Raw genomic sequence first — 19,396 nt, 5'->3', positions numbered from 1 at the left:
CCGCCGCAGCCGACGGGGCCGAGCCAGCGCCACCACCCGACCATGCGCGGCCTCGTCGCCGACGACATCGTGGGCGCGGACGGTGGCGTCATGGATCCCGCGCCGCACCCCACGGCACGTCCACGACCCTGGGACGGGGACGACGCCGTCCTGCGACTGGCCGCAGCGGTGGCGGGGGAGATCGCCGCCACCTGACCGCCACCACGTGCCGCGTGTTGCGTGTGGGGTGCCGCGTCCTGCGTGGCGGGTCAGAGCCCGGTGCCGCGGGTCGCGTCGCCGCCGGGCCCGTGGTGCCCCACGTCCGTGCCGTTCGTCGTCCCGTCGCCCTCGGTGCCGAAGGTGGCGTCCTCGTCGGTGAGGTCGACGGTGCGGTGGTACATCGGGGCGACGTCGGGGAGGGGGACGGGGGCCGCCGGGGTTCCGTCGCCGAAGAGCTCGGCGAGGACGGCCGCGATGCCCTCCTCGTCGTTGGAGGCGGTGAGGCGGTCGGCGATCTCCCGCACGGCGGGGATCGCGTTGCCCATCGCCACGCCGATCCCGGCTGCGCGCAGCAGGGGGATGTCGTTGCCGTTGTCCCCGAACGCGACCGCCTGGGCGGGGGACACCCCGCGCGCCTGCGCGACGTCGCGCAGCGCCGATCCCTTGTCGACGCCGCGGGCGGTCGCCTCGAAGTAGAACGGCGCCGAGAACGCGTGCTCGACGCGATCGCCGAACCGCGCGACGAACCGCTCCGAGAACGGCCGGAGCAGCGCTGGCGTGCCGAACATGTGCAGCTTGTCGACCTGCACCTCGCCCTCGGTCAGGCTCGTGAGGGAGTCGACCACGCGGACGGTGAGGTCGTTGCCGCGCGCCTCGATCGCGACCTGCGGATCCTCGGGGCGGTCGGTGACGATCTCGTCCGCGTCGCACAGCATGGGCAGGACGCCCGCCTCGTGGGCGAGGCCCACCATCTCGGTGACGAGCGCGAGGGGGAGGCTGTGGCGGGCGAGGGTCGCCCCGGAGTCGGCGTCGACGACGATCGAGCCGTTCGACCCCGCGAGGACGAGCCCGTCGACGTCGAGCGCCACCCGCCGCACGAGGCGCCTCAGTCCCGCGATCGGACGACCCGAGGCGAGGACGATGCTCGCCCCCGCCGCACGCGCACGGGCGAACTCCGCGCGGGTGCCGGGGAGGACCTCACCGGAGCGCGTGAGGAGGGTTCCGTCGATGTCGACGGCGATGATCGCGGGAGGAGTGGCCACGGTCACAGCGTCTCATCACGCCGCGGAGCAGGGTCAGGCCGGTGCCGCCACCCGCGCCGACGAGGCCTCTGCCTGGCGCGTCCTCGATCCCCGAGCCGACAGGGCGAGGCCCACGACCGTCCCCACCAGGGCGGGGACGACCCACCCGAATCCGACGTCGTAGCCCGGCAGGACAGCGCTCGCCGCCTCGGTGAGGGTCGTGACCACGGGAGTCGCTGCGAGCGAGGCCGGGAGTGCGCCGAGCAGGTCGAAGAAGGCCGCCGCGGCGGTGAAGGCGATGACGACGCGGGCGAGGACGAGTCGTTGCGACACCCAGGGCCAGGCCAGCGCGAGGACGATGACGACGATCGCGACCGGGTAGAGGAACATGAGGACCGGTACCGAGATCGCGACGATCGCCGCCAGGCCGAGGTTCGCGATGGCGAACGACACCCCGACGAACCCCCACGCCCACCACCGGTACGCCGTCGGGAGGCCCCCCGCGACCGTCGTGCGCGACGCGTCGGCCCCGCCCGTGGCGTCCGATGCCCGTCTGGTCGGAGGTCTCCGTCGCGTTTGCGGCCCCCCGGCGGCCCGCGGTGAGCTCGACGAACGTCGTCGCGCAGGCGACGGTGAGCCCGATGGCGGTCTTGAGGCAGGCGGTGAGGACGATCGCGGCGATGAGGTACTGCCCGGCCACGCCGAAGTAGTGGAGGCTCACGCCGGCGAGCACGACCCCACCGTTGTCGGCCACGGCGACGGCTCCCACGCTCGTCGCCCCGACGTGGGCGAGCGTCGCGTAGACGACCGCCATGCCGAGGCCGCCGACGAGCCCCGCCTTGCCCAGTTCGACGGCGAGTCGTCGCGGACCCTTCACGCCGAGGCGCCGCGTCGCGTCGACGAGGACGACGGCGAACGCGAGCGAGGCGAGTGCGTCCATCGTCGAGTAGCCGTCGACGAGGCCGCGGGCGAGGGGTGCGGAGGCATACGGCCCGGACGGGGCGGCGGGCGTCGTCGTCATGGGGGCGACGAACGAGGCGATGACGAGCGCCGACAGCAGGACGAGGAACACGGGGGTGAGGTAGCGCCCCACCCAGTCCATGAGGCGGCCGGGTCGCCGAGCGGCCAGCGCGGTGAGCGCGAAGAACGCGACCGAGAACAGGAACAGCGGCGTGTGTCCCTCGCCGACGAGCGGCCGGATCCCCACCTCGTAGGACACGGTCGCGGTCCGCGGGATCGCGAACAGCGGACCGATCGTCAGGTACAGCGCGCATGTGAACCACAGCGAGAGCCGACCCGACACGGGACGAAGGAGGCTCTGCAGGCTGTCCGCCCCGGCCATCGCCGACGCGACGACGCCGAGGATGGGCAGTCCGACGGCGGTGAGGAGGAATCCCGTCGCCGCGGCCGGGCTCGCCGCCCCTGCCTCGCGTCCCATGAGGACCGGGAAGACGAGGTTGCCCGCTCCGAAGAAGAGCCCGAAGACGAGGGATCCGAGCAGCAGGGTCTGGCTCGGGCGCAGGCGGGTGGTCACGCGGGCTCCGTTCGAGGGGAGGGGATGGGCCCCGACAGGCTACCCACGGCCGCGCACCGACGGCGCCGACCAGCATCTCACATAACATCGCGTTTTGGGCAACCAAAGCTCATGGTGTTAGGACTGAGGGCGACGGCCGCGCGTGAGGACTTCCGCGCGCCGCGACTTCCGGACGACGTCGTCCGCGCCCTTCCACCACGACGAACGGAACGCTCATGCCCCGCCGCGCCCACACGCTGCTCGCCCTCGCCCTCGCCGCCCCGCTCGCCCTCGGGGGGTGCGGACTGCGCACGGGCGCCGGCGCCCAGGCCGACCCCGGGACGCCGCTGCGGATCATGGCGGACGCCGAGCCGCACTCGACGCTGCTCAAGGAGGCCGAGAAGGAGGGCCTGCTGGGGGACGTGAAGATCGACGTCAAGGAGATCGCCGGCGACGTCGACCCCAACCAGCTCGTGGCCTCCGGTGACATCGACGCCAACTTCTTCCAGCACGCCCCCTACCTGAAGAACTGGAACGCCGAGCACCAGGGCGACCTGCGCCTGGTCGGCCTCGTGCACATCGAGCCGCTCGGCCTCTACAGCCGCAAGGTCCACGACGTCGCGTCCACGCCCCAGGCCGCCGTCGTCGCCATCCCCGCCGACGCGGTCAACCAGGCCCGGGCGCTGTTCCTCCTGCAGCAGGCCGGTCTCCTGCGCCTCGACGTGCGCCCCGGCGACCCGAACCTCGACTACGCCCAGGTGACCCAGAAGAACATCACCGCCAACCCGAAGAAGCTCACCTTCGTCCAGGTCGACCGGCCCCAGCTCGCCGCGACCCTCGACGACCCCAAGGTGACCCTCTCGGTCGTCAACGGCAACTACGCCCTCGAGGCCGGCCTCGCGCCCGACCGCGACGCGCTCGTCCTCGACGAGGTCGAGGACAACCCCTATGCCAACGGCCTCGTCACCCGCCCCGAGCTCGTCGACGACCCGCGGGTGCAGAAGGTCGCCCAGGCCCTCGCCGATCCCCGGATCGCGCAGTTCATCGAGAAGACCTACCGCGGGTCGGTGCTGCCGGCCAGGCCCGCGAACGCCGTGCCCGCGACTCCCGCCCCCACCACCGGCGGCCACTCGTGATCACCCTCGAGTCCGTCACGAAGGTCTACCGAGGTCGCGGGCAGGAGGTCACCGCCGTCGACGACGTGTCGTTGTCCGTCGACAGCGGCGAGATCTTCGGCATCCTCGGCCGCAGCGGCGCCGGCAAGAGCACCCTGTTGCGCTGCCTCAACCTCCTCGAACGCCCCACGTCGGGGACGATCACCGTCGACGGTGTCGAGCTCGTCGCCCTCTCCCGGCAGGACCTGCGGGCCGCGAGACGCCGGATCGGCACGGTGTTCCAGCACGTCAACCTGCTCGCGAGTCGCACCGCGGCCGAGAACGTCGCCTACGGGCTGGAGGTCGCGGGCGTCCCCTCGGCGCGACGCCGGGAACGGGTCGCCGAGCTCCTCGACCTCGTCGGCCTCAGTGACCGCGCCGACAGTCGTCCCTCCCAGCTCTCGGGGGGACAGCAGCAGCGTGTCGGCATCGCGCGTGCGCTCGCGACCGACCCCTCGGTGCTGTTGTGCGACGAGGCCACGAGCGCGCTCGACCCCGACACGACCGCCCAGATCCTCGACCTCATCGCCGACATCAACGACCGGACCGGGGTCACCGTCGTCCTCATCACGCACGAGGCCGAGGTCGTCCGGCGCATCTGCGACTCCGCCGCGCTCATGGAGGCCGGTCGCGTCGTCGAGTCCGGTCGGCTCCTCGACCTCGTCGGCGACCCGGACTCCCGCCTCGCGGGCATCCTCCTGCCGGTGGGGGAGCCTCTCGCCGAGATCCCCGGGCATCACCTCACCCTCGCCTTCGCCGACGAGCGCGCGGTCGACCCGACCCTCTCGCGGCTCACCCGCGACCTCGGTGTCGAGGTGTCGATCCTCGGCGGCACCCTCGAGCGCGTCGCCGGACACCAGGTCGGACGGCTGCGTGTCGCCCTCGGCGACGAGCGGGGCGGCCGAGAGGACGAGATCGTCGCCTACCTACGACGTGCGGGAGTGACGGTGAGTGCGGCATGACGAAGACCACCTGGGTCGAGGCTCTGCCCGAGCTCCTCACCGCCCTCGGCCAGACCGCGTGGATGACCCTCGGCGCCTTCCTCGTCACCCTCGTCCTCGGGCTCGGCCTCGGGGTGTGGCTGCGCCTCGCGGCCCCCGACGGGCTGCGGCGCAACGCGGTCGTGCACCAGAGCCTCGGGGCGCTGGTCAACCTCACGCGCTCGCTGCCGTTCCTCATCCTCATGATCGTGCTCATCCCGTTCACCCGGCTCGTGGCGGGCACGGCCTACGGGCCCACGGCCGCGATCGTGCCGCTCGCCGTCGGGGCGATCCCGTTCTACGCGCGGGTCGTCGAGTCGGCCCTGCGTGAGGTGCCGGTCGGGCGCATCGAGGCGGCGCAGTCGATGGGGTCGACGACGGCTCAGATCGTCCGAAAGGTGTTGCTGCCCGAGGCGCTTCCGGGTCTCGTGTCCGGAGCGACCCTCACCCTCGTCACGCTCATCGGGTATTCGACGATGGCCGGGGCCATCGGTGGCGGCGGTGTCGGCGACTTCGCCATCCGATACGGCTACCAGCGGTTCAACACGCCCGTGTTGCTCTCGGCGGTCCTCGTCCTCGTCGTCGTCGTCCAGCTCGTCCAGATGCTCGGCGACGGCATCGTGCGAGCGATCGCCCGCGGCCGCTGACCCGTCGTCCGAGGAGGCCGGGAGGGCGCGTCCCCGCGACGGCGCGGTCGGGCGTCAGGCGCGGAGCGCGCCCTCCTCGGCCGTGGCCCCGCGGACGGCGACCTCGACGAGGTCGCGGACGCGTTCCCGCACGGAGGCGGCGTCGGCGCGACCGGTGCGGCTGCGGTTGATCTCGAGGAGCGCGCCGGAGACGACGAGGCGGGCTGCGCTCTGCGCACGATCGGCCGCCCCGGAGCGCCGCAGGAGACCGGCGACGGCGTCCTCGACGGCGGCGACGATCTCGGCGACCTCCGTGCGGTGCGGCCCCTGAGCGCCGAAGAGCAGCTCGCGTGCGGTCGTCATCGACAGGTCCGGTTCGGCCTCCGCGGTCTTGATGACGGGTTCGACGAGGACGAGGATCGCCTCGATGGGGTCGTCGCGTCCGGCGAGGCCGGTGACCACCGCATCGAGGACCTCGCGCCACCGTTCGGCCGCGACCATCATGAGGAGTTCGGGCTTGGTCGCCGCGTACTGGAACACCGTGCCGATGGCGACGTCGGCGTCCCGTGCCACCTGGGCCATCGTCGTGCCCTCGTAGCCGTGCCGGGAGAACAACCTCGCCGCTGCGTCCCGGATGCGGGCACGCTTCTCCGCCTTGTTCCGCTCCCGCCGGCCGAGGGGTCTCTCGGTCTGCGTCATGAGTCACACTGTACCCCCATTGACTCAACTTCAAAGATGAGTACGCTCAATAAGTAGCCGGGGGGTTCCACCCGGCACGTCGGAGAAGGAGAGCCATGTTCCACAGCAGCGGAAACTACGAAGCCTTCGCCCGCCCCCGCCCCGTGAAGAACGCCGAGGACGTTCGCGCCTGGTACGTCGGTGGGGGCCTCGCGTCCCTGTCGAGCGCCGTGTTCCTCATCCGCGACGCCGGCGTCCCGGGCCACAACATCACGATCCTCGAGAAGAGCGAGCTCGCCGGCGGTGCCCTCGACGGCATCGAGGAGCCCGAGCGCGGATTCGTCATCCGTGGCGGCCGCGAGATGGAAGACCACTTCGAGACGCTGTGGGATTGCTTCCGCAGCATCCCCAGCCTCGAGATCGAGGGCGCCTCCGTCCTCGACGAGTTCTACTGGCTCAACAAGGACGACCCGAACTACAGCCTCTGCCGGGCCACCGTGAACCGTGGCCAGGACGCGCACACCAAGGACCTCTTCACCCTGAGCGAGAAGGCGCAGAAGGAGCTCGTCAAGGTCTTCCTCGCCACCCGCGAGGACATGGAGGGCAAGCGCATCAACGAGGTCTTCGGCCGGGACTTCCTCGACTCCAACTTCTGGATGTACTGGCGGACGATGTTCGCGTTCGAGGAATGGCACTCGGCGCTGGAGATGAAGCTCTACCTGCACCGGTTCATCCACCACATCGGCGGGTTGCCGGACTTCTCCGCCCTCAAGTTCACGAAGTACAACCAGTACGAGTCGCTCGTGCTGCCGATGACGAGCTGGCTCATCGACCAGGGGGTCACGTTCACCTACGGCGCCGACGTCACCGACGTCGACTTCGACTTCGCCGGTCCCCGCAAGACCGCCACCCGCCTGCACCTCACCCAGGACGGCGAGAAGCGGAGCGTCGAGCTCGGCGAGAACGACTACGTCTTCCTCACGATCGGTTCGCTCGTCGACAACTCGGACAACGGTGACCACCACACGCCGGCCAAGCTCGACCGCGGCCCCGCCTCGGCCTGGGACCTGTGGCGACGCATCGCCCGCAAGGACCCCTCGTTCGGGCGCCCTGAGGTGTTCTGCAGCTCCATCGACGAGACCAAGTGGGAGTCGGCGACGGTCACGACGCTCGACGCGCGCATCCCGGAGTACATCCGCAAGATCGCCAAGCGCGACCCGTTCAGCGGTCGCGTCGTCACCGGCGGCATCGTCACCGCCCGCGACTCCTCCTGGCTCATGTCCTGGACCGTCAACCGGCAACCGCACTTCAAGGCGCAGAAGCCCGACCAGATCGTCGTGTGGGTCTACGGCCTGTTCGCCGACCGCCCGGGGGACTACGTCAAGAAGACGATGCAGGAGTGCACCGGCGAGGAGATCACCGCGGAGTGGCTCTACCACATGGGTGTCCCCGTGGCGGACATCCCCGATCTCGCCGCCAACGGCGCCAAGTGCGTGCCGGTGATGATGCCGTACGTCACGTCGTTCTTCATGCCTCGGCACGCGGGGGATCGGCCCCAGGTCGTGCCCGCCGGCGCCACGAACTTCGCCTTCCTGGGCCAGTTCGCCGAGACCGGGCGCGACTGCATCTTCACGACGGAGTACTCCGTGCGCACCGGGATGGAGGCCGTCTACAGCCTGCTCGGGGTCGAGCGGGGCGTGCCGGAGACCTTCGGCTCGACCTACGACGTCCGCACCCTGCTCGCCGCCACGGCACGTTTGCGCGACGGCGAGAAGATCCACGTGCCGCTCGCGCGGTTCGTGCCGAAGCGCCTCGTCGACAAGCTCGGCAACACCCAGATCGGTCGCCTGGTCACGGAGGCCGGACTGGTCTGAGGTCACTCCCGCCATGGTCCGGCGTCCCGAGCCACGCGGGTGCGTCCGCCGCGACGCCCCCGGGTGCCTGGGCGCCGGACCGCGGCGCGAGCGCCTCGCCGTGGACACCGCGAGCCGCCGGCTCCGTCCGCGCCGTCGGCGATCCGCCGCGCGTGACACGGGCCCCTCGCGGCGGTGCGTGTCGGGCGCGAGCGGATAGGCTCGCCCTGCCGCAGATCCGATGCCGAGGAGTGCAGACGTGCCGACGACCGACCACATCGACCGCGAGGGCCTCGCCGCCGCCCGAGAGTCCGCCCGCAGGCGGTACGAGGATTTCGCCTCCTCCGGGCTGAAGCTCGACATCACTCGTGGCAAGCCGTGCACGGCACAGCTCGACCTCGCCGAAGGCCTCCTCGCCTCCCTCGCGCCCGGCGACCACCGCACCGAGGCCGAGGGCGACGTCCGCAACTACGGCGGCGCCGCCAAGGGCGTCCTCACCCTCCGCGAGATGTTCGCGCCCCTCGTCGACGTGCCGGTCGATCAGCTCGTCGCCCGCGACAACTCCTCGCTCTCGCTCATGCACTTCTGCGTGGCGAGCAGCTTCTTCCACGCCCTCCCCGGCGGTGAGAGGCCGTGGGCCGGCGAGGAGGTCGTCTTCCTCGCCCCGTCGCCCGGGTACGACCGTCACTTCTCGGTGTGCGAGGAGCTCGGGGTGCAGCTGCGCACGGTCGCGATGACGCCCGAGGGGCCGGACATGGACGAGGTCGAGCGCCTCGTCGCCGAGGACCCCCGGATCAAGGGCATCTGGTGCGTGCCCAAGTACAGCAACCCGACGGGCGTGACGTTCTCCGACGAGGTCGTCCGCCGCCTCGCCCAGATGCCCACCGCCGCACCGGATTTCCGCATCTACTGGGACAACGCGTACGCGGTCCACCACCTCACCGGTGAGCACGACCACCTCGCCTCGATCCTCGACGCCTGCGAGGAGGCGGGCCACGCGGACCGCCCGTTCGTCTTCGCCTCCACCTCGAAGGTGACCTTCGCCGGTGGCGGCGTGTCGTTCTTCGGGGCCTCCCCGGCCAACGTCGCGTGGTTCCTCGCCCGCGACTCGATGCGTTCCATCGGCCCGGACAAGATCAACCAGCTCCGCCACGTGCGGTTCTTCGGCGACACGGCGGGCGTCGAGGCGCACATGGAGGCGCACCGCGCGATCCTCGAGCCCAAGTTCGAGGCCGTCGGCAAGGCCCTCGCGACCGACCTCGCGGCACTCGGCGTCGCGAGCTGGAGCGAGCCTCGCGGGGGCTACTTCGTCAGCCTCGACGTCGTCCCGGGCACGGCACGGCGTGTCGTCCAGCTCGCGAAGGAGGCGGGCGTCGCGTTGACGCCCGCGGGTGCGACGTTCCCCGGCGGTGACGACCCGGAGGACCGCAACATCCGAATCGCCCCCTCGTTCCCGACGACCGACGAGCTCGAGAAGGCCCTGGAGGTCCTCACGACCTGCGTCATTCTCGCGGCGGGGGAGAGACTCCTCGACGCCTGAGGCGAGGACGCGCCCACGCGCGCTCCGATCTCACACGGGCAGACGGAGTTCCTCCGGGAGGGCGATCTCGCGCTTGAGGATCTTGTTCGTGCCCCCCTTGGGCAGCGCGTCGACGAACCAGACGTGGCGCGGGACCTTGACGCTCCGGAGCCGAGCCCGCACGTGTGCCCGCAGCTCGGCCTCGGTCGCCTCCGTGTTCTCGGCGAGCACCACCGCGGCGCCGACGACCTCGCCGCGCCGGGCGTCGGGAACGCCGAGAACCGCGCACTCGGCGACGGCCGGATGCGCGTACAGCACCTCCTCGACCTCCCGGGGGAAGACGTTCTCGCCGCCGACGATGACGAGGTCCTTCTTGCGGTCGACGATCGTGAGGAAGCCGTCGGCGTCCAGACGGCCGAGGTCCCCCGTCCGCAACCACCCGTCGGGCGAGAGCACGGCCGCCGTCGCCTCGGGGGCGTTCCAGTACCCGCGCATGACGTTGTGGCCGCGGATCGCGACCTCGCCCACGACGTCGACCCCGCCGCCGTCGCCCCCGACCGGCTCGCCCGTCTCCTGATCGAGGATCCGGATCTGCACTCCCGGCAGCGGCGTGCCCACCGTGCCGGGACGACGGCGCCCCTCGACGTTGAGCGTCGCGGTGGGGGAGGTCTCGGACAGTCCGTACCCCTCGAGCATGACCACGCCGAACCGTTCCTCGACCCGGTGGAGCAGCTCGACCGCCAACGGGGCGCCACTGCTGATCGTCATGCGGAGGCTGTCGAGGTCGTACTCCTCGGGCGAGCGTGACAGCAGATGGAGCAGGGCGGTGTACATCGCGGGGACGGCGAGGAACACGGTGATGCCGTTCTCGCCCACCGCCGTCAGCGCGTGCCGCGGGTTGAACGTCGCGTGGAGGACGACCTCGCTGCCCGAGACGAGGGGCAGGTTGAGGCAACACGTCTGCCCGAACGCATGGAACAACGGCAACGCCCCGAGCAGCACGTCGTGCGGGCCCATCTCGACGAGTCCCTGATCGACCTGTGCGTTGACGACGAGGTTGTCGTGGGTGAGCATCGCGCCCTTGGGTTCGCCGGTCGTCCCCGAGGTGTAGAGCAGCACGGCGAGATCGTCGCCGCGCCGGGGGACGAGCGGAGGGCTCTCATCGCGCGGCGCGAAGTCCGCGAGCGACGTCGGATCGAGGACGACGACATCGATGCCCAGGTCGTCCGTGTGCCCACCGTTCGCCGCACCCTCGCCGTTGGCCGCACCCTCACCCTCGGTGAGGAACGGAATCCCCGCCCAGGTGAGGAGGAGCCTGGGCGTGCAGTCCGCGAGGAGCCGACACATCTCGGCACGTCGCAACCCGGGGTTGAGCGGCACCGCGATGCCGCCCGCACGGGCGATGCCGTAGTAGAGGTACGCGAACTCGAGGACGTTGGGGAGCGCGAGTGCCACTCGGTCCCCGGGACGGCACCCGCGGGCCACGAGCGCCGCAGCGACGTCCCCGACCCGCGCCCCGAGCTCGGTGTACGTCACGGCGCGGGTGTCGTCGCGAAGGGCGGTGGCCGGCCCGAACGTGCGCACGCTGCGATCGAGCATCTCCGTGAGGGTCATGCCCCATTGTCGTCCGCCCCGGGTCCGCGGGGGTGGCGAACGCTCAGCCACCCACCTGCGGATGCTGCGGTCGCGGGGGTGGCGTCTCGGGGGGGTGCGCGGCGCCGACGGGTCCGGTGGCGGGAGCCCCGACGTCCAGGCGCGCCACCTGGTCGGCGAGTTCGAGCCCCGCGCCCGCGGCGGCGTTGAACGCGGCGTCCGCACCCGCCGCGAGCGAGCGGGCGACGCCTTCCTCGTACCGGGCGGCGGTGGCGACGATGCCCTCGAACCCCGAGGCACGCAGGATGGCGACGACCTCGGCGTTGTGCGCCGGGAGGGCGAGGACGACCATGCGCACGTTCTCGCGGCCGCGGAGCCGGGTGAAGAACTCCTCGTCGCTCGCGTCGCTCTCGACGACCTTGAAGCCCTGGGTCTGCAGCTTGCGCACGCGCGTCTCGTCGCTCTCGATGCCCGCGACGTCGAGCCGGTACGTCTGGACGAGTTGCGTGTAGGCACTGCGGCCGACGCGACCCAGCCCGACGACGAGGGCCTCGGCGCCCCGGATGTCACCGGGACGGTCCTCGGGGTGCAACCTGTCGGGGTCCTGCGCCGGCATCCGACTCGCGAGCCGTTCGACGAGCGGCTGGCCCCGGCCGTTGACGAGGGACGACACCACGAACGCGAGGGACAGGGTGAGGGACATGATGACGAGCCAGTCCCGTGAGAGGAGCCCCTCGTCGGCGCCCACGGCGACGACGATGAGGCCGAACTCCGAGAACTGCATGAGGGCGGCGGCGACCAGCCATCCGGTGCGGTGCCGCACCCGCATCGTCCGCAGGACCGAGACGTAACCGAGCGCCTGCACCGGCAGGAGCAGCAGGAGGAGCACCGCGAGCCACACCTGCGACGGCGTGGGGAGCCCGCCGAACATGCCGATCGAGAGGAAGAACCCGACGAGCAGCAACTCCTTGACGTGGAACAGCGCGCGGGAGAGCTCGACCGCCGAGGGGTGCGAGGCCAGCATGATCCCGATGACGAGGGCCCCGAGGTCTCCCTTGAGGCCGACGAGCTCGAAGAGCATGTAGCCGGGCACGAGAGCCATGAGGATGCCGAACAGCGACTGCATCTCACCGTGCCCCACCCGGCCCCACACGGCGCGGAAACCCTTGACGAGCGGCCACAGCAGCACGAGACCGAATGCCCACGGACTCGGCAGATGTCCGCTGGTCGCGGTGAGGAACACGACGGCGAGGATGTCCTGCACGACGAGCACGCCGACCGCGATGCGCCCGTAGAACGCGTGCCCGTCACCGCGTTCCTCCAGGAGCTTGACCACGAAGACCGTGCTCGAGAAGGAGAGACCGAACCCGATGATCGCGAACACGGCGGCGCCCTCGCCGACCAGCAGCGACATGCCGGCCAGGGCGAGCACCGAGAGGAATCCGAACGCCACGACGACGTTGACCACGAGCGTCGAGATGGTCGTCAGCCACACCTCCTTGGCGAGGAGGGTGCGCACGTCCAGCTTGAGTCCGATGGCGAACAGCAGCAGCGTCACGCCGAGGTCGGCGATGACGTGGACCTGGGGCACCTGGATGTGGCCGAGTCCGTTGAGCACGAAACCGGCGGCGAGGAAGCCGACGAGTGGGGGAAGCCGCAGGAGGGAGGCGAGGAACCCGAGGACGAACGTGACCGACAGGATCGTTGCGGCGACCTCCACGGGCGGCTCCTCTCGCGTCGGCCGACCGCTGGAGGCAGGCCGGATCCTGCTCCCAGGGTAGCCCGGCCCCTCCCGTCTCCCCAGGTCAGGTGCGGCTTGACGTCCATCACCTCGACCCAGGCCGGTCGTCCCGCGTGGGTCGCCTCGAGTCAGTCGTCGACGGCGTCGCGACCACGCCGGACGATGCGGTCGTCGGCCGGGTAGACGATCGTCGTGTCCTTGTCCTCGTAGTCGAACTGGTCGAGGAAGAAGCGCATCGCGTTGATGCGGGCCCGCTTCTTGTCGTTGCTCTTGACGGTGGTCCACGGCGCCCAGTCGGTGTCGGTGCGCCGGAACATCTCCTCCTTCGCCTCGGTGTACTTGCCCCACTTGTCGAGCGACTCGAGGTCCATGGGGGAGAGCTTCCACTGCCGCACCGGGTCGATCTGCCGGATGGCGAATCGGGTGCGCTGCTCGTGAGGGGTGACCGAGAACCAGAACTTCGTCAGCGTGATGCCCGCGTCGACGAGCATCTTCTCGAACATCGGCGCCTGATCCATGAACAGTTCGTACTCGTCGTCGGTGCAGAAGCCCATGACGCGTTCGACCCCGGCCCGGTTGTACCAGGAGCGGTCGAAGAGCGTCATGTCACCGGCGGTGGGCAGATGCTGGATGTACCGCTGGAAGTACCACTCGCCGTGTTCCTTCTCCGTCGGCTTGGCGAGGGCGACGACGTGCGCGGCGCGCGGGTTGAGGTGCTCGGTGAAGCGCTTGATTGTTCCCCCCTTGCCCGCGGCGTCGCGGCCCTCGAAGACGATGACGTGGCGACCGCCGACGTCCTGGGTCCAGTACTGGAACTTGAGCAGCTCGACCTGGAGGAGGTACTTCTCGTCGTCGTACTGCTCGCGGGGCATGCGCTCGTCGTACGGGTAGGACTCGCGCCACGTGTCGACGGCCCGGCCGCCGGGATCGATGAGGTCGGGATCCGAACCGTGATCGTCGCTGCGGACCGTGTATCCCTCCGCCCGCATCCGATCGATGTGTTCGCGCAGACCCATCTGCATGACGATCCCTCCTCCGCCGGCGGCCGGCGACGGCGCGGGCGACGCCTTCGTGATGCCCGAGGCGGCCGGGGCCCGGACACCGGTCCATGCTCGGCGTCGGCGGTGAACTCCCGTCCACCGCCAGGTTAAGCAGCCGTGGCCCCACGCGGGCGTGAATGCTCCGGCCCACCCTCCCCACCCTCCCGAACGGAGTGTGGGCAAGCGCGCGGGCGCAGCGAGCGGGAGAAGCGGAGGACGTCATCGTGGTCCGGGGTCCGCGCGCCTCGCGGGGGCGGATACGGTGAGTCGGTCATGACCCAGCACTCCCACACCCCGCAGCCCCCGCCTCACGGTGATGCCGCACCGGAGGCGCGCCCGCGACGCCTCGTCTTCGTCCACGCCCACCCCGACGACGAGACCCTGGCGACGGGCGTGAGCATCGCCCACCACGTCCGACGCGGTGACGACGTCACCGTGCTCACGTGCACCCTCGGCGACGAGGGCGAGGTCATCCCGCCCGAACTCGCGCACCTGGCTCCCGACGCGGAGGACCGCCTCGGGGCCTATCGGCGAGGCGAGCTCTGGGCCGCCACGTACCGACTCGGCGCCCGCGGGGTGCTCCTCGCCGACGAGGAGGTCGAGACCCCCGGTGAGGGCCCGGCCTTCTTCCGGGACTCCGGGATGGCCGGCACCCCCGCCAACGAGCGGCCGGGTGCGCTCGCGTACGTCGACCTCGAGGAGGTCGTCGGCCGGCTCGCCGCCGCACTCGAGGCCCTCGACCCCGACATCGTCGTCACCTACGACCCGACCGGCGGCTACGGGCACCCCGACCACGTGCGGGTGCACGAGGCGACGGTCGCCGCGACCGCGCGGCTGCCGCGGACGCCCGCGCTCTACACCGTCGTCACACCGCGTTCGTGGGTGACGCGCGACCGGCGGTGGGTGATCGACACCGTCGGGTCGGTCACGGGGGAATCGCCGTCCCTGATCCCGGCTCTCGACGACGAGATCCTGCCGTCGGCGGTCGACGACGAGACCGTGACGCACGTCCTGCGCCCCTCGCCCGGCGATCTCGCGGTGCGTGACGCGGCCCTCGCCGAGCACCGCACCCAGGTCGTCGTGCGCGACGGCTGGTTCGCGCTGAGCAACGGCATCGCCACCCGGCTCGCCCAGGCCGAGGCGTTCGTGCGGGTCGAGCCCGGCACCGGCGCCCCGTACCCGGGTGCGCCGGACCCCGGCCCGCTCGAGGTGCCGTGATGCCCGGCGCCCCCCGTGACCCCCGCGCGGGCGGTGACCCGACCGACCCCCGTGCCGGCGGTGAGGTCGGGGCCACGTCCCCCGAGCCCACCGGCGACGACCTGCGTGCGGTCATGCGCAACTGGGCGGCGGGGGTCGCTGTCGCGACGACCACCGCCGAGGGCCACGACCACGCGATCACGATCAACTCGTTCACGTCGGTGTCGCTGGACCCACCGCTGGTCCTCATGTGCATCGGGGCGGCCTCGCGGTTCGGCACGCCCCTGCGTGAGTCCGGCCTGTGGGGAGTGAGCATCCTGCCGTTCGAGGCCGCCGACCTCGCCACCCGCCTGGCCACGCGCGGAGGGCCCGCCGGACCGGTGCTCGACGGGGTCGCCCATCATCGCGGGGTCACCGGCGTCGCCCTGCTCGACGACGCCCTCGCCACCCTCGAGTGCCGCACCGTCGCGACCTATCCGGGGGGCGACCACGACATCGTCGTCGGCGCCGTCATTGCGACCTCGGTGGGACCGGGCAGCGACCGAGACGTCCCCGCAGCCGCGGGTGAGGCCGGGGACGACGATCCCCGCGGCCCCCTCGTGAGCTTTCGGGGCCGCCTCCGCACCTCCGCCGACCGTCCCTGACGAGGTCGGTCACCCGCGCGCCGTCCGGCCCTCGGGGCGCGTCACCCTCCTCGGCGGGTGAGAGGCATACTGGGTCCACCCAGCCACGGCTCGCGAAGAAGGAACTCTCCATGACGTACGTGATCGCCCAGCCTTGCGTCGACCTCAAGGACAAGGCCTGTGTCGAGGAGTGCCCCGTCGACTGCATCTACGAGGGTGAGCGATCGCTCTACATCCACCCCGACGAGTGCGTCGACTGCGGCGCCTGCGAGCCCGTGTGCCCCGTCGAGGCGATCTACTACGAGGACGACGTCCCGGGCGAGTGGACCGAGTACTACAAGGCCAACGTCGAGTTCTTCGACGACCTCGGCAGCCCCGGCGGCGCCGCCAAGATGGGCCTCATCAACAAGGACCACCCGATCATCGCTGCGCTGCCCCCGCAGAGCCACGACGAGTGAGCCCGGTGGGCCACGACCTTCCCGACTTCCCCTGGGACACCCTCGCCGCGGCGAAGGCGACGGCGTCGGCGCACCCGGACGGCCTCGTCGACCTCTCGGTCGGCACGCCGGTCGACCCGACGCCGCCGTTCGTCCGCGAAGCCCTCGCGGACGCCTCGGAGGCCCATGGGTATCCGCAGACGTGGGGGACCGCCGACCTGCGTGAGGCCGTCGCTGCGTGGTTCGAGCGGCGCCGCGGCGTCCCCGCCGTCGACCCCGACTCCGTGCTGCCGACCATCGGCAGCAAGGAGTTCGTCGCCTGGCTGCCGACGTTGCTCGACCTCCGTGGCCGCGCCGTCGCGCATCCGGCCGTGGCGTATCCGACCTACGACGTGGGTGCCCGCCTCGCGGGGGCCGCCCCCGTGCCCTTCGAGGGACTGACCGAGCTCGGCCCCGCGGGCGGCGATGCTGCGCCTGCGCTGATCTGGGTCAACACCCCGAGCAACCCCACCGGCAAGGTCCTCGGCGTGCCGCACCTGCGCAAGGTCGTCCAGTGGGCGCGGGAGCGCGGCGCCATCGTCGTCAGCGACGAGTGCTACGCCGAGATCGACTGGCGGGACGAGGACGAGCGCCTCGAGCAGGCGGGCGGGTCCGGGTTCACCGGCGTGCCGAGCCTGCTCGACCCCCGGGTCTGCGACGGCGACCACACGGGGCTCGTCGTCTGCTACTCCCTGTCCAAGCAGAGCAACCTCGCGGGCTACCGCGCGGCCTTCGCCGCCGGCGACCCCCGGCTCCTCGGGCGGATCCTCGAGGTCCGCAAGCACGCCGGGATGATGATGCCCTGGCCCGTGCAGCGCGCGATGCTCGCCGCCCTCTCCGACGACGCCCACGTGGCCGCGCAGGTGGAGATCTACCGGCGCCGGCGCTCCGTGCTCGCCTTGGCGATCGAGGCGGCCGGAGGCCGGATCGACGACTCCCGCGCGGGCCTCTACCTGTGGACGACGTTCGGGCGTCCCGCGCTCGAGACCGTCGACGCCCTCGCCGAGGTCGGCATCCTCGTCGCCCCCGGCACGTTCTACGGCACCCGCAGCGGCCACCACGTCCGCATCGCGCTCACCGCCCCCGACGAGCGCGTCGACGCCGCCGCCCGCCGCTTCGCCGACCTCGGGCTCTGAGCGCGGGGGAGCTCAGTCCGCCGCGCTCCGACGAACGCCGCGACCCGGCACGAACGACCTCCTGATCGAGAGGTCGCGCCCTCACGCCGGTCGGCGCCCTCAGGAAGGTCGTGCCTCGTCGTGTCGGCGGCATGAAGCTCAGGGCGACGTCGGTCAGTGAGTCGCCGGTCAGTGAGTCGTCGGTCAGTGCGCCGTCGGTCAGGGCGTCGTCGAGATCGTCACGGACCTCGCGCCGGTGTCCGGGCCCGTCGCCCACCGCGTCGCCCGGGCGGTGTGTCCTCGACTCCATGTGCGGTCGGCCACGGTGACCTCGGTGATGCCGGTGCTGTCGGCGTGGGCCACGGCCCAGCTCGCGGTGGCCCAGGCCAGCTGCGGTGAGGCGACCACACCCGTGATCCGATCGCCCGAGGCAGCGGGGGAGACACCGAGTTGCGCCTCGAGTGCCGCGCGGATCTCGGCCGTTGAGGAGCGCGCCTCGGGGTCACCGAGGCTGCACGTCACCGCGGCCGGCTCCCGACCGGTGAACGCGGTCGACAGCAGGGTCGCGCGTTCCTCGTGGCGGGCGTAGGCGTCGGGGAAACCGCTGCGCTGCACCTTCTGCGCGACCACCGTGAGCGGCAGGTCTCGGTAGTCCCGTACCCGCACGAGATGGTCGTAGAACGCCTCGGTCGCGTACACCGGGTCCTGCAACTGTGCCGGTGTGCCCCAGCCCTGGCTGGGGCGCTGCTGGAACAGGCCGAGGGAGTCGCGATCGCCGTGGTCGAGGTTGCGCAGCTTGGACTCCTGCAGCGCGGTCGCGAGTGCGATCGTCACCGCTCGCTGGGGGAGTCCGCGGCGCACGCCCACGGCCGCGATCGTCGCGGCGTTCTCGGCCTGCTCGGGCGCGAGGGTGGTGGACTGATCGCCGATCTCGACCGTGCACATCTCGGGGGTGAGGGCGGGCACGAGGTGCCGGTCGACGCCCCACACACCGAGGACGAGGCCGAGGACGAGCAGCGCGATCGTGACGAGGCACCCGCCTCGGCGTCGACGACGCGTGCTCGCATCGATGGGCAAGGCGGAGGCCGGCCTCAGTTGGCGTGGAGGTCGGAGTTGAGCGTGATCCCGTGCCCGTCGCGGGCGCGGGCCTCGACGGCGCCGGTGACCGAGTTGCGGAGGTACAGCAACCCGTCCTGACCGGAGAGCTCGGCGGCCTTGACGACACGGCCGTCCGCCAAGGTGACCTTGGTGCCGGCCGTCACGTAGAGCCCGGCTTCGACCACGCAGTCGTCGCCGAGCGCGATGCCGATGCCGGCCTCCGCGCCGAGCAGGCAACGCCTGCCGATGCGCACGCGTTCGGTGCCACCGCCGGACAGGGTGCCCATCGTCGAGGCCCCGCCGCCGACGTCGGACCCGTCGTCGACGACGACGCCCTGGCTGATCCGCCCTTCGATCATCGAGTGGCCGAGGGTGCCCGCGTTGAAGTTGACGAACCCCTCGTGCATGACAGTCGTGCCCTCGGCGAGGTGGGCGCCGAGCCGGACCCGGTCGGCGTCGCCGATGCGCACGCCCGCGGGGACGACGTAGTCGGTCATCCGGGGGAACTTGTCGATACCGAAGACCTGCACCGCTCCCGCGGCGCGCAGACGGACCCTCGTGGCCTCGAAGCCGTCGACGGCACACGGGCCGTGGTTGGTCCACACGACGTTGGTGAGGACGCCGAAGAGTCCGTCGAGGTCGATCGAGTTGGGCTCGACGAGCCGGTGGGACAGCAGGTGGAGGCGAAGGTAGGCGTCGGGGACGTTCGCCGGGGCGGCGTCGAGGTCGATCTCGACACGCTCCACGGAGAGCCGCACGCCGCGGCGCTCGTCCTCGCCGGCGAGCGCCGTGAGGTCGGCCGGTGCCTCCTCGCCGGCGGGGGCCTCGCCGAGGCGCGGCTCGGGGAACCACGTGTCGAGCACGGTGCCCTCGCCACCCTCACCGACGGTCGTCGTCACCAGTCCGAAGCCCCAGGCCGCACGCGAAGTCATGTGCACGAGGGTACCGGGGCGCCGCCGGTGCCCCGGTA

At 71.7% G+C, this 19,396-nt stretch carries 18 protein-coding genes and 1 pseudogene; 10 read left to right on the top strand and 9 right to left on the bottom strand.

What is annotated here, in order from left to right; all coding sequences use genetic code 11:
- The first annotated feature begins 42 nt into the window (after positions 1–42).
- The gene (locus RT054_RS07735; RefSeq protein WP_312718929.1) at positions 43–195 is read left to right on the top strand and encodes a hypothetical protein; all 153 of its coding nucleotides are present in this window, start codon (positions 43–45) and stop codon (positions 193–195) included.
- A 53-nt stretch (positions 196–248) separates the two neighbouring features.
- Here the strand turns inward: RT054_RS07735 and RT054_RS07730 are convergent, their stop codons facing one another.
- The 3 genes and pseudogenes from RT054_RS07730 to brnQ form a co-directional block, all read right to left on the bottom strand.
- Positions 249–1,241 carry a Cof-type HAD-IIB family hydrolase gene (locus tag RT054_RS07730; RefSeq protein ID WP_312718927.1) on the bottom strand — a complete coding sequence of 331 codons (993 nt, stop codon included), beginning with the start codon at positions 1,239–1,241 and terminating at the stop codon, positions 249–251.
- Positions 1,242–1,274: 33 nt separating this feature from the next.
- A complete protein-coding gene (locus tag RT054_RS07725) occupies positions 1,275–1,673 on the bottom strand; it encodes a branched-chain amino acid transport system II carrier protein (protein ID WP_313022955.1) in 399 nt (132 codons plus the stop codon).
- A gap of 205 nt (positions 1,674–1,878) precedes the next feature.
- Positions 1,879–2,754, bottom strand: a pseudogene (gene brnQ / locus RT054_RS07720) (branched-chain amino acid transport system II carrier protein); the annotation flags it as partial.
- 215 nt (positions 2,755–2,969) lie between these two features.
- On the opposite strand from brnQ, the gene RT054_RS07715 reads away from it, so the two are divergent.
- The 3 genes from RT054_RS07715 to RT054_RS07705 are packed head-to-tail and all read left to right on the top strand — an operon-like array spanning position 2,970 to position 5,514.
- Positions 2,970–3,869 (top strand): MetQ/NlpA family ABC transporter substrate-binding protein, encoded by a 900-nt coding sequence (locus tag RT054_RS07715; protein ID WP_312718923.1) that lies wholly within the window; start codon positions 2,970–2,972, stop codon positions 3,867–3,869.
- Positions 3,866–4,849 carry an ATP-binding cassette domain-containing protein gene (locus RT054_RS07710; RefSeq protein ID WP_312718921.1) on the top strand — a complete coding sequence of 328 codons (984 nt, stop codon included), beginning with the start codon at positions 3,866–3,868 and terminating at the stop codon, positions 4,847–4,849. Before RT054_RS07715 ends, RT054_RS07710 begins: the two co-directional genes overlap by 4 nt.
- On the top strand, positions 4,846–5,514 hold the full coding sequence (locus tag RT054_RS07705; RefSeq protein WP_312718919.1) for a methionine ABC transporter permease: 669 nt from the start codon (positions 4,846–4,848) through the stop codon (positions 5,512–5,514). Before RT054_RS07710 ends, RT054_RS07705 begins: the two co-directional genes overlap by 4 nt.
- Positions 5,515–5,568: 54 nt before the next feature.
- Here the strand turns inward: RT054_RS07705 and RT054_RS07700 are convergent, their stop codons facing one another.
- The gene (locus RT054_RS07700) at positions 5,569–6,192 is read right to left on the bottom strand and encodes a TetR/AcrR family transcriptional regulator (RefSeq protein WP_312718918.1); all 624 of its coding nucleotides are present in this window, start codon (positions 6,190–6,192) and stop codon (positions 5,569–5,571) included.
- Positions 6,193–6,287: 95 nt separating this feature from the next.
- Between RT054_RS07700 and RT054_RS07695 the strand changes: the two genes are divergently transcribed.
- Positions 6,288–8,045: an oleate hydratase gene (locus RT054_RS07695; RefSeq protein ID WP_312718917.1), complete on the top strand. Its 1,758-nt coding sequence runs from the start codon at positions 6,288–6,290 to the stop codon at positions 8,043–8,045.
- Positions 8,046–8,265: 220 nt separating this feature from the next.
- Entirely contained in the window at positions 8,266–9,564 is a 1,299-nt protein-coding gene (locus RT054_RS07690) for an aminotransferase class I/II-fold pyridoxal phosphate-dependent enzyme (protein ID WP_396837240.1), read from the top strand.
- A gap of 30 nt (positions 9,565–9,594) precedes the next feature.
- Here the strand turns inward: RT054_RS07690 and RT054_RS07685 are convergent, their stop codons facing one another.
- The 3 genes from RT054_RS07685 to ppk2 form a co-directional block, all read right to left on the bottom strand.
- Positions 9,595–11,157, bottom strand: coding sequence for a long-chain fatty acid--CoA ligase (locus RT054_RS07685; protein WP_313022915.1), 1,563 nt, complete (start codon positions 11,155–11,157; stop codon positions 9,595–9,597).
- A 43-nt stretch (positions 11,158–11,200) separates the two neighbouring features.
- Positions 11,201–12,856: a cation:proton antiporter gene (locus RT054_RS07680; RefSeq protein ID WP_312718912.1), complete on the bottom strand. Its 1,656-nt coding sequence runs from the start codon at positions 12,854–12,856 to the stop codon at positions 11,201–11,203.
- Between the two features lie 149 nt (positions 12,857–13,005).
- Entirely contained in the window at positions 13,006–13,899 is an 894-nt protein-coding gene (gene ppk2 / locus RT054_RS07675; RefSeq protein WP_313022914.1) for a polyphosphate kinase 2, read from the bottom strand.
- A 291-nt stretch (positions 13,900–14,190) separates the two neighbouring features.
- Between ppk2 and mshB the strand changes: the two genes are divergently transcribed.
- From mshB to dapC, 4 genes are all read left to right on the top strand, one after another.
- Entirely contained in the window at positions 14,191–15,135 is a 945-nt protein-coding gene (gene mshB / locus RT054_RS07670) for an N-acetyl-1-D-myo-inositol-2-amino-2-deoxy-alpha-D-glucopyranoside deacetylase (RefSeq protein ID WP_313022913.1), read from the top strand.
- The gene (locus RT054_RS07665; protein WP_313022912.1) at positions 15,135–15,758 is read left to right on the top strand and encodes a flavin reductase family protein; all 624 of its coding nucleotides are present in this window, start codon (positions 15,135–15,137) and stop codon (positions 15,756–15,758) included. Before mshB ends, RT054_RS07665 begins: the two co-directional genes overlap by 1 nt.
- 110 nt (positions 15,759–15,868) lie before the next feature.
- Entirely contained in the window at positions 15,869–16,195 is a 327-nt protein-coding gene (gene fdxA, locus RT054_RS07660) for a ferredoxin (RefSeq protein ID WP_312718906.1), read from the top strand.
- 5 nt (positions 16,196–16,200) lie between these two features.
- Positions 16,201–17,349, top strand: coding sequence for a succinyldiaminopimelate transaminase (dapC, locus tag RT054_RS07655; RefSeq protein WP_313022911.1), 1,149 nt, complete (start codon positions 16,201–16,203; stop codon positions 17,347–17,349).
- A 198-nt stretch (positions 17,350–17,547) separates the two neighbouring features.
- Here the strand turns inward: dapC and RT054_RS07650 are convergent, their stop codons facing one another.
- Positions 17,548–18,405, bottom strand: a complete 858-nt coding sequence (locus tag RT054_RS07650) for a hypothetical protein (RefSeq protein WP_313022910.1) — start codon at positions 18,403–18,405, stop codon at positions 17,548–17,550.
- Between the two features lie 14 nt (positions 18,406–18,419).
- Entirely contained in the window at positions 18,420–19,358 is a 939-nt protein-coding gene (dapD, locus tag RT054_RS07645) for a 2,3,4,5-tetrahydropyridine-2,6-dicarboxylate N-succinyltransferase (protein ID WP_313022909.1), read from the bottom strand.
- Positions 19,359–19,396 lie beyond the last annotated feature (38 nt).

It is taken from the genome of Mobilicoccus sp., assembly GCF_032060985.1.
Classification (GTDB): Bacteria; Actinomycetota; Actinomycetes; order Actinomycetales; family Dermatophilaceae; genus Mobilicoccus.
The sequence above is the reverse complement of the archived record's forward strand: the minus strand, read 5'-3'. Positions and strand labels throughout refer to the sequence as shown.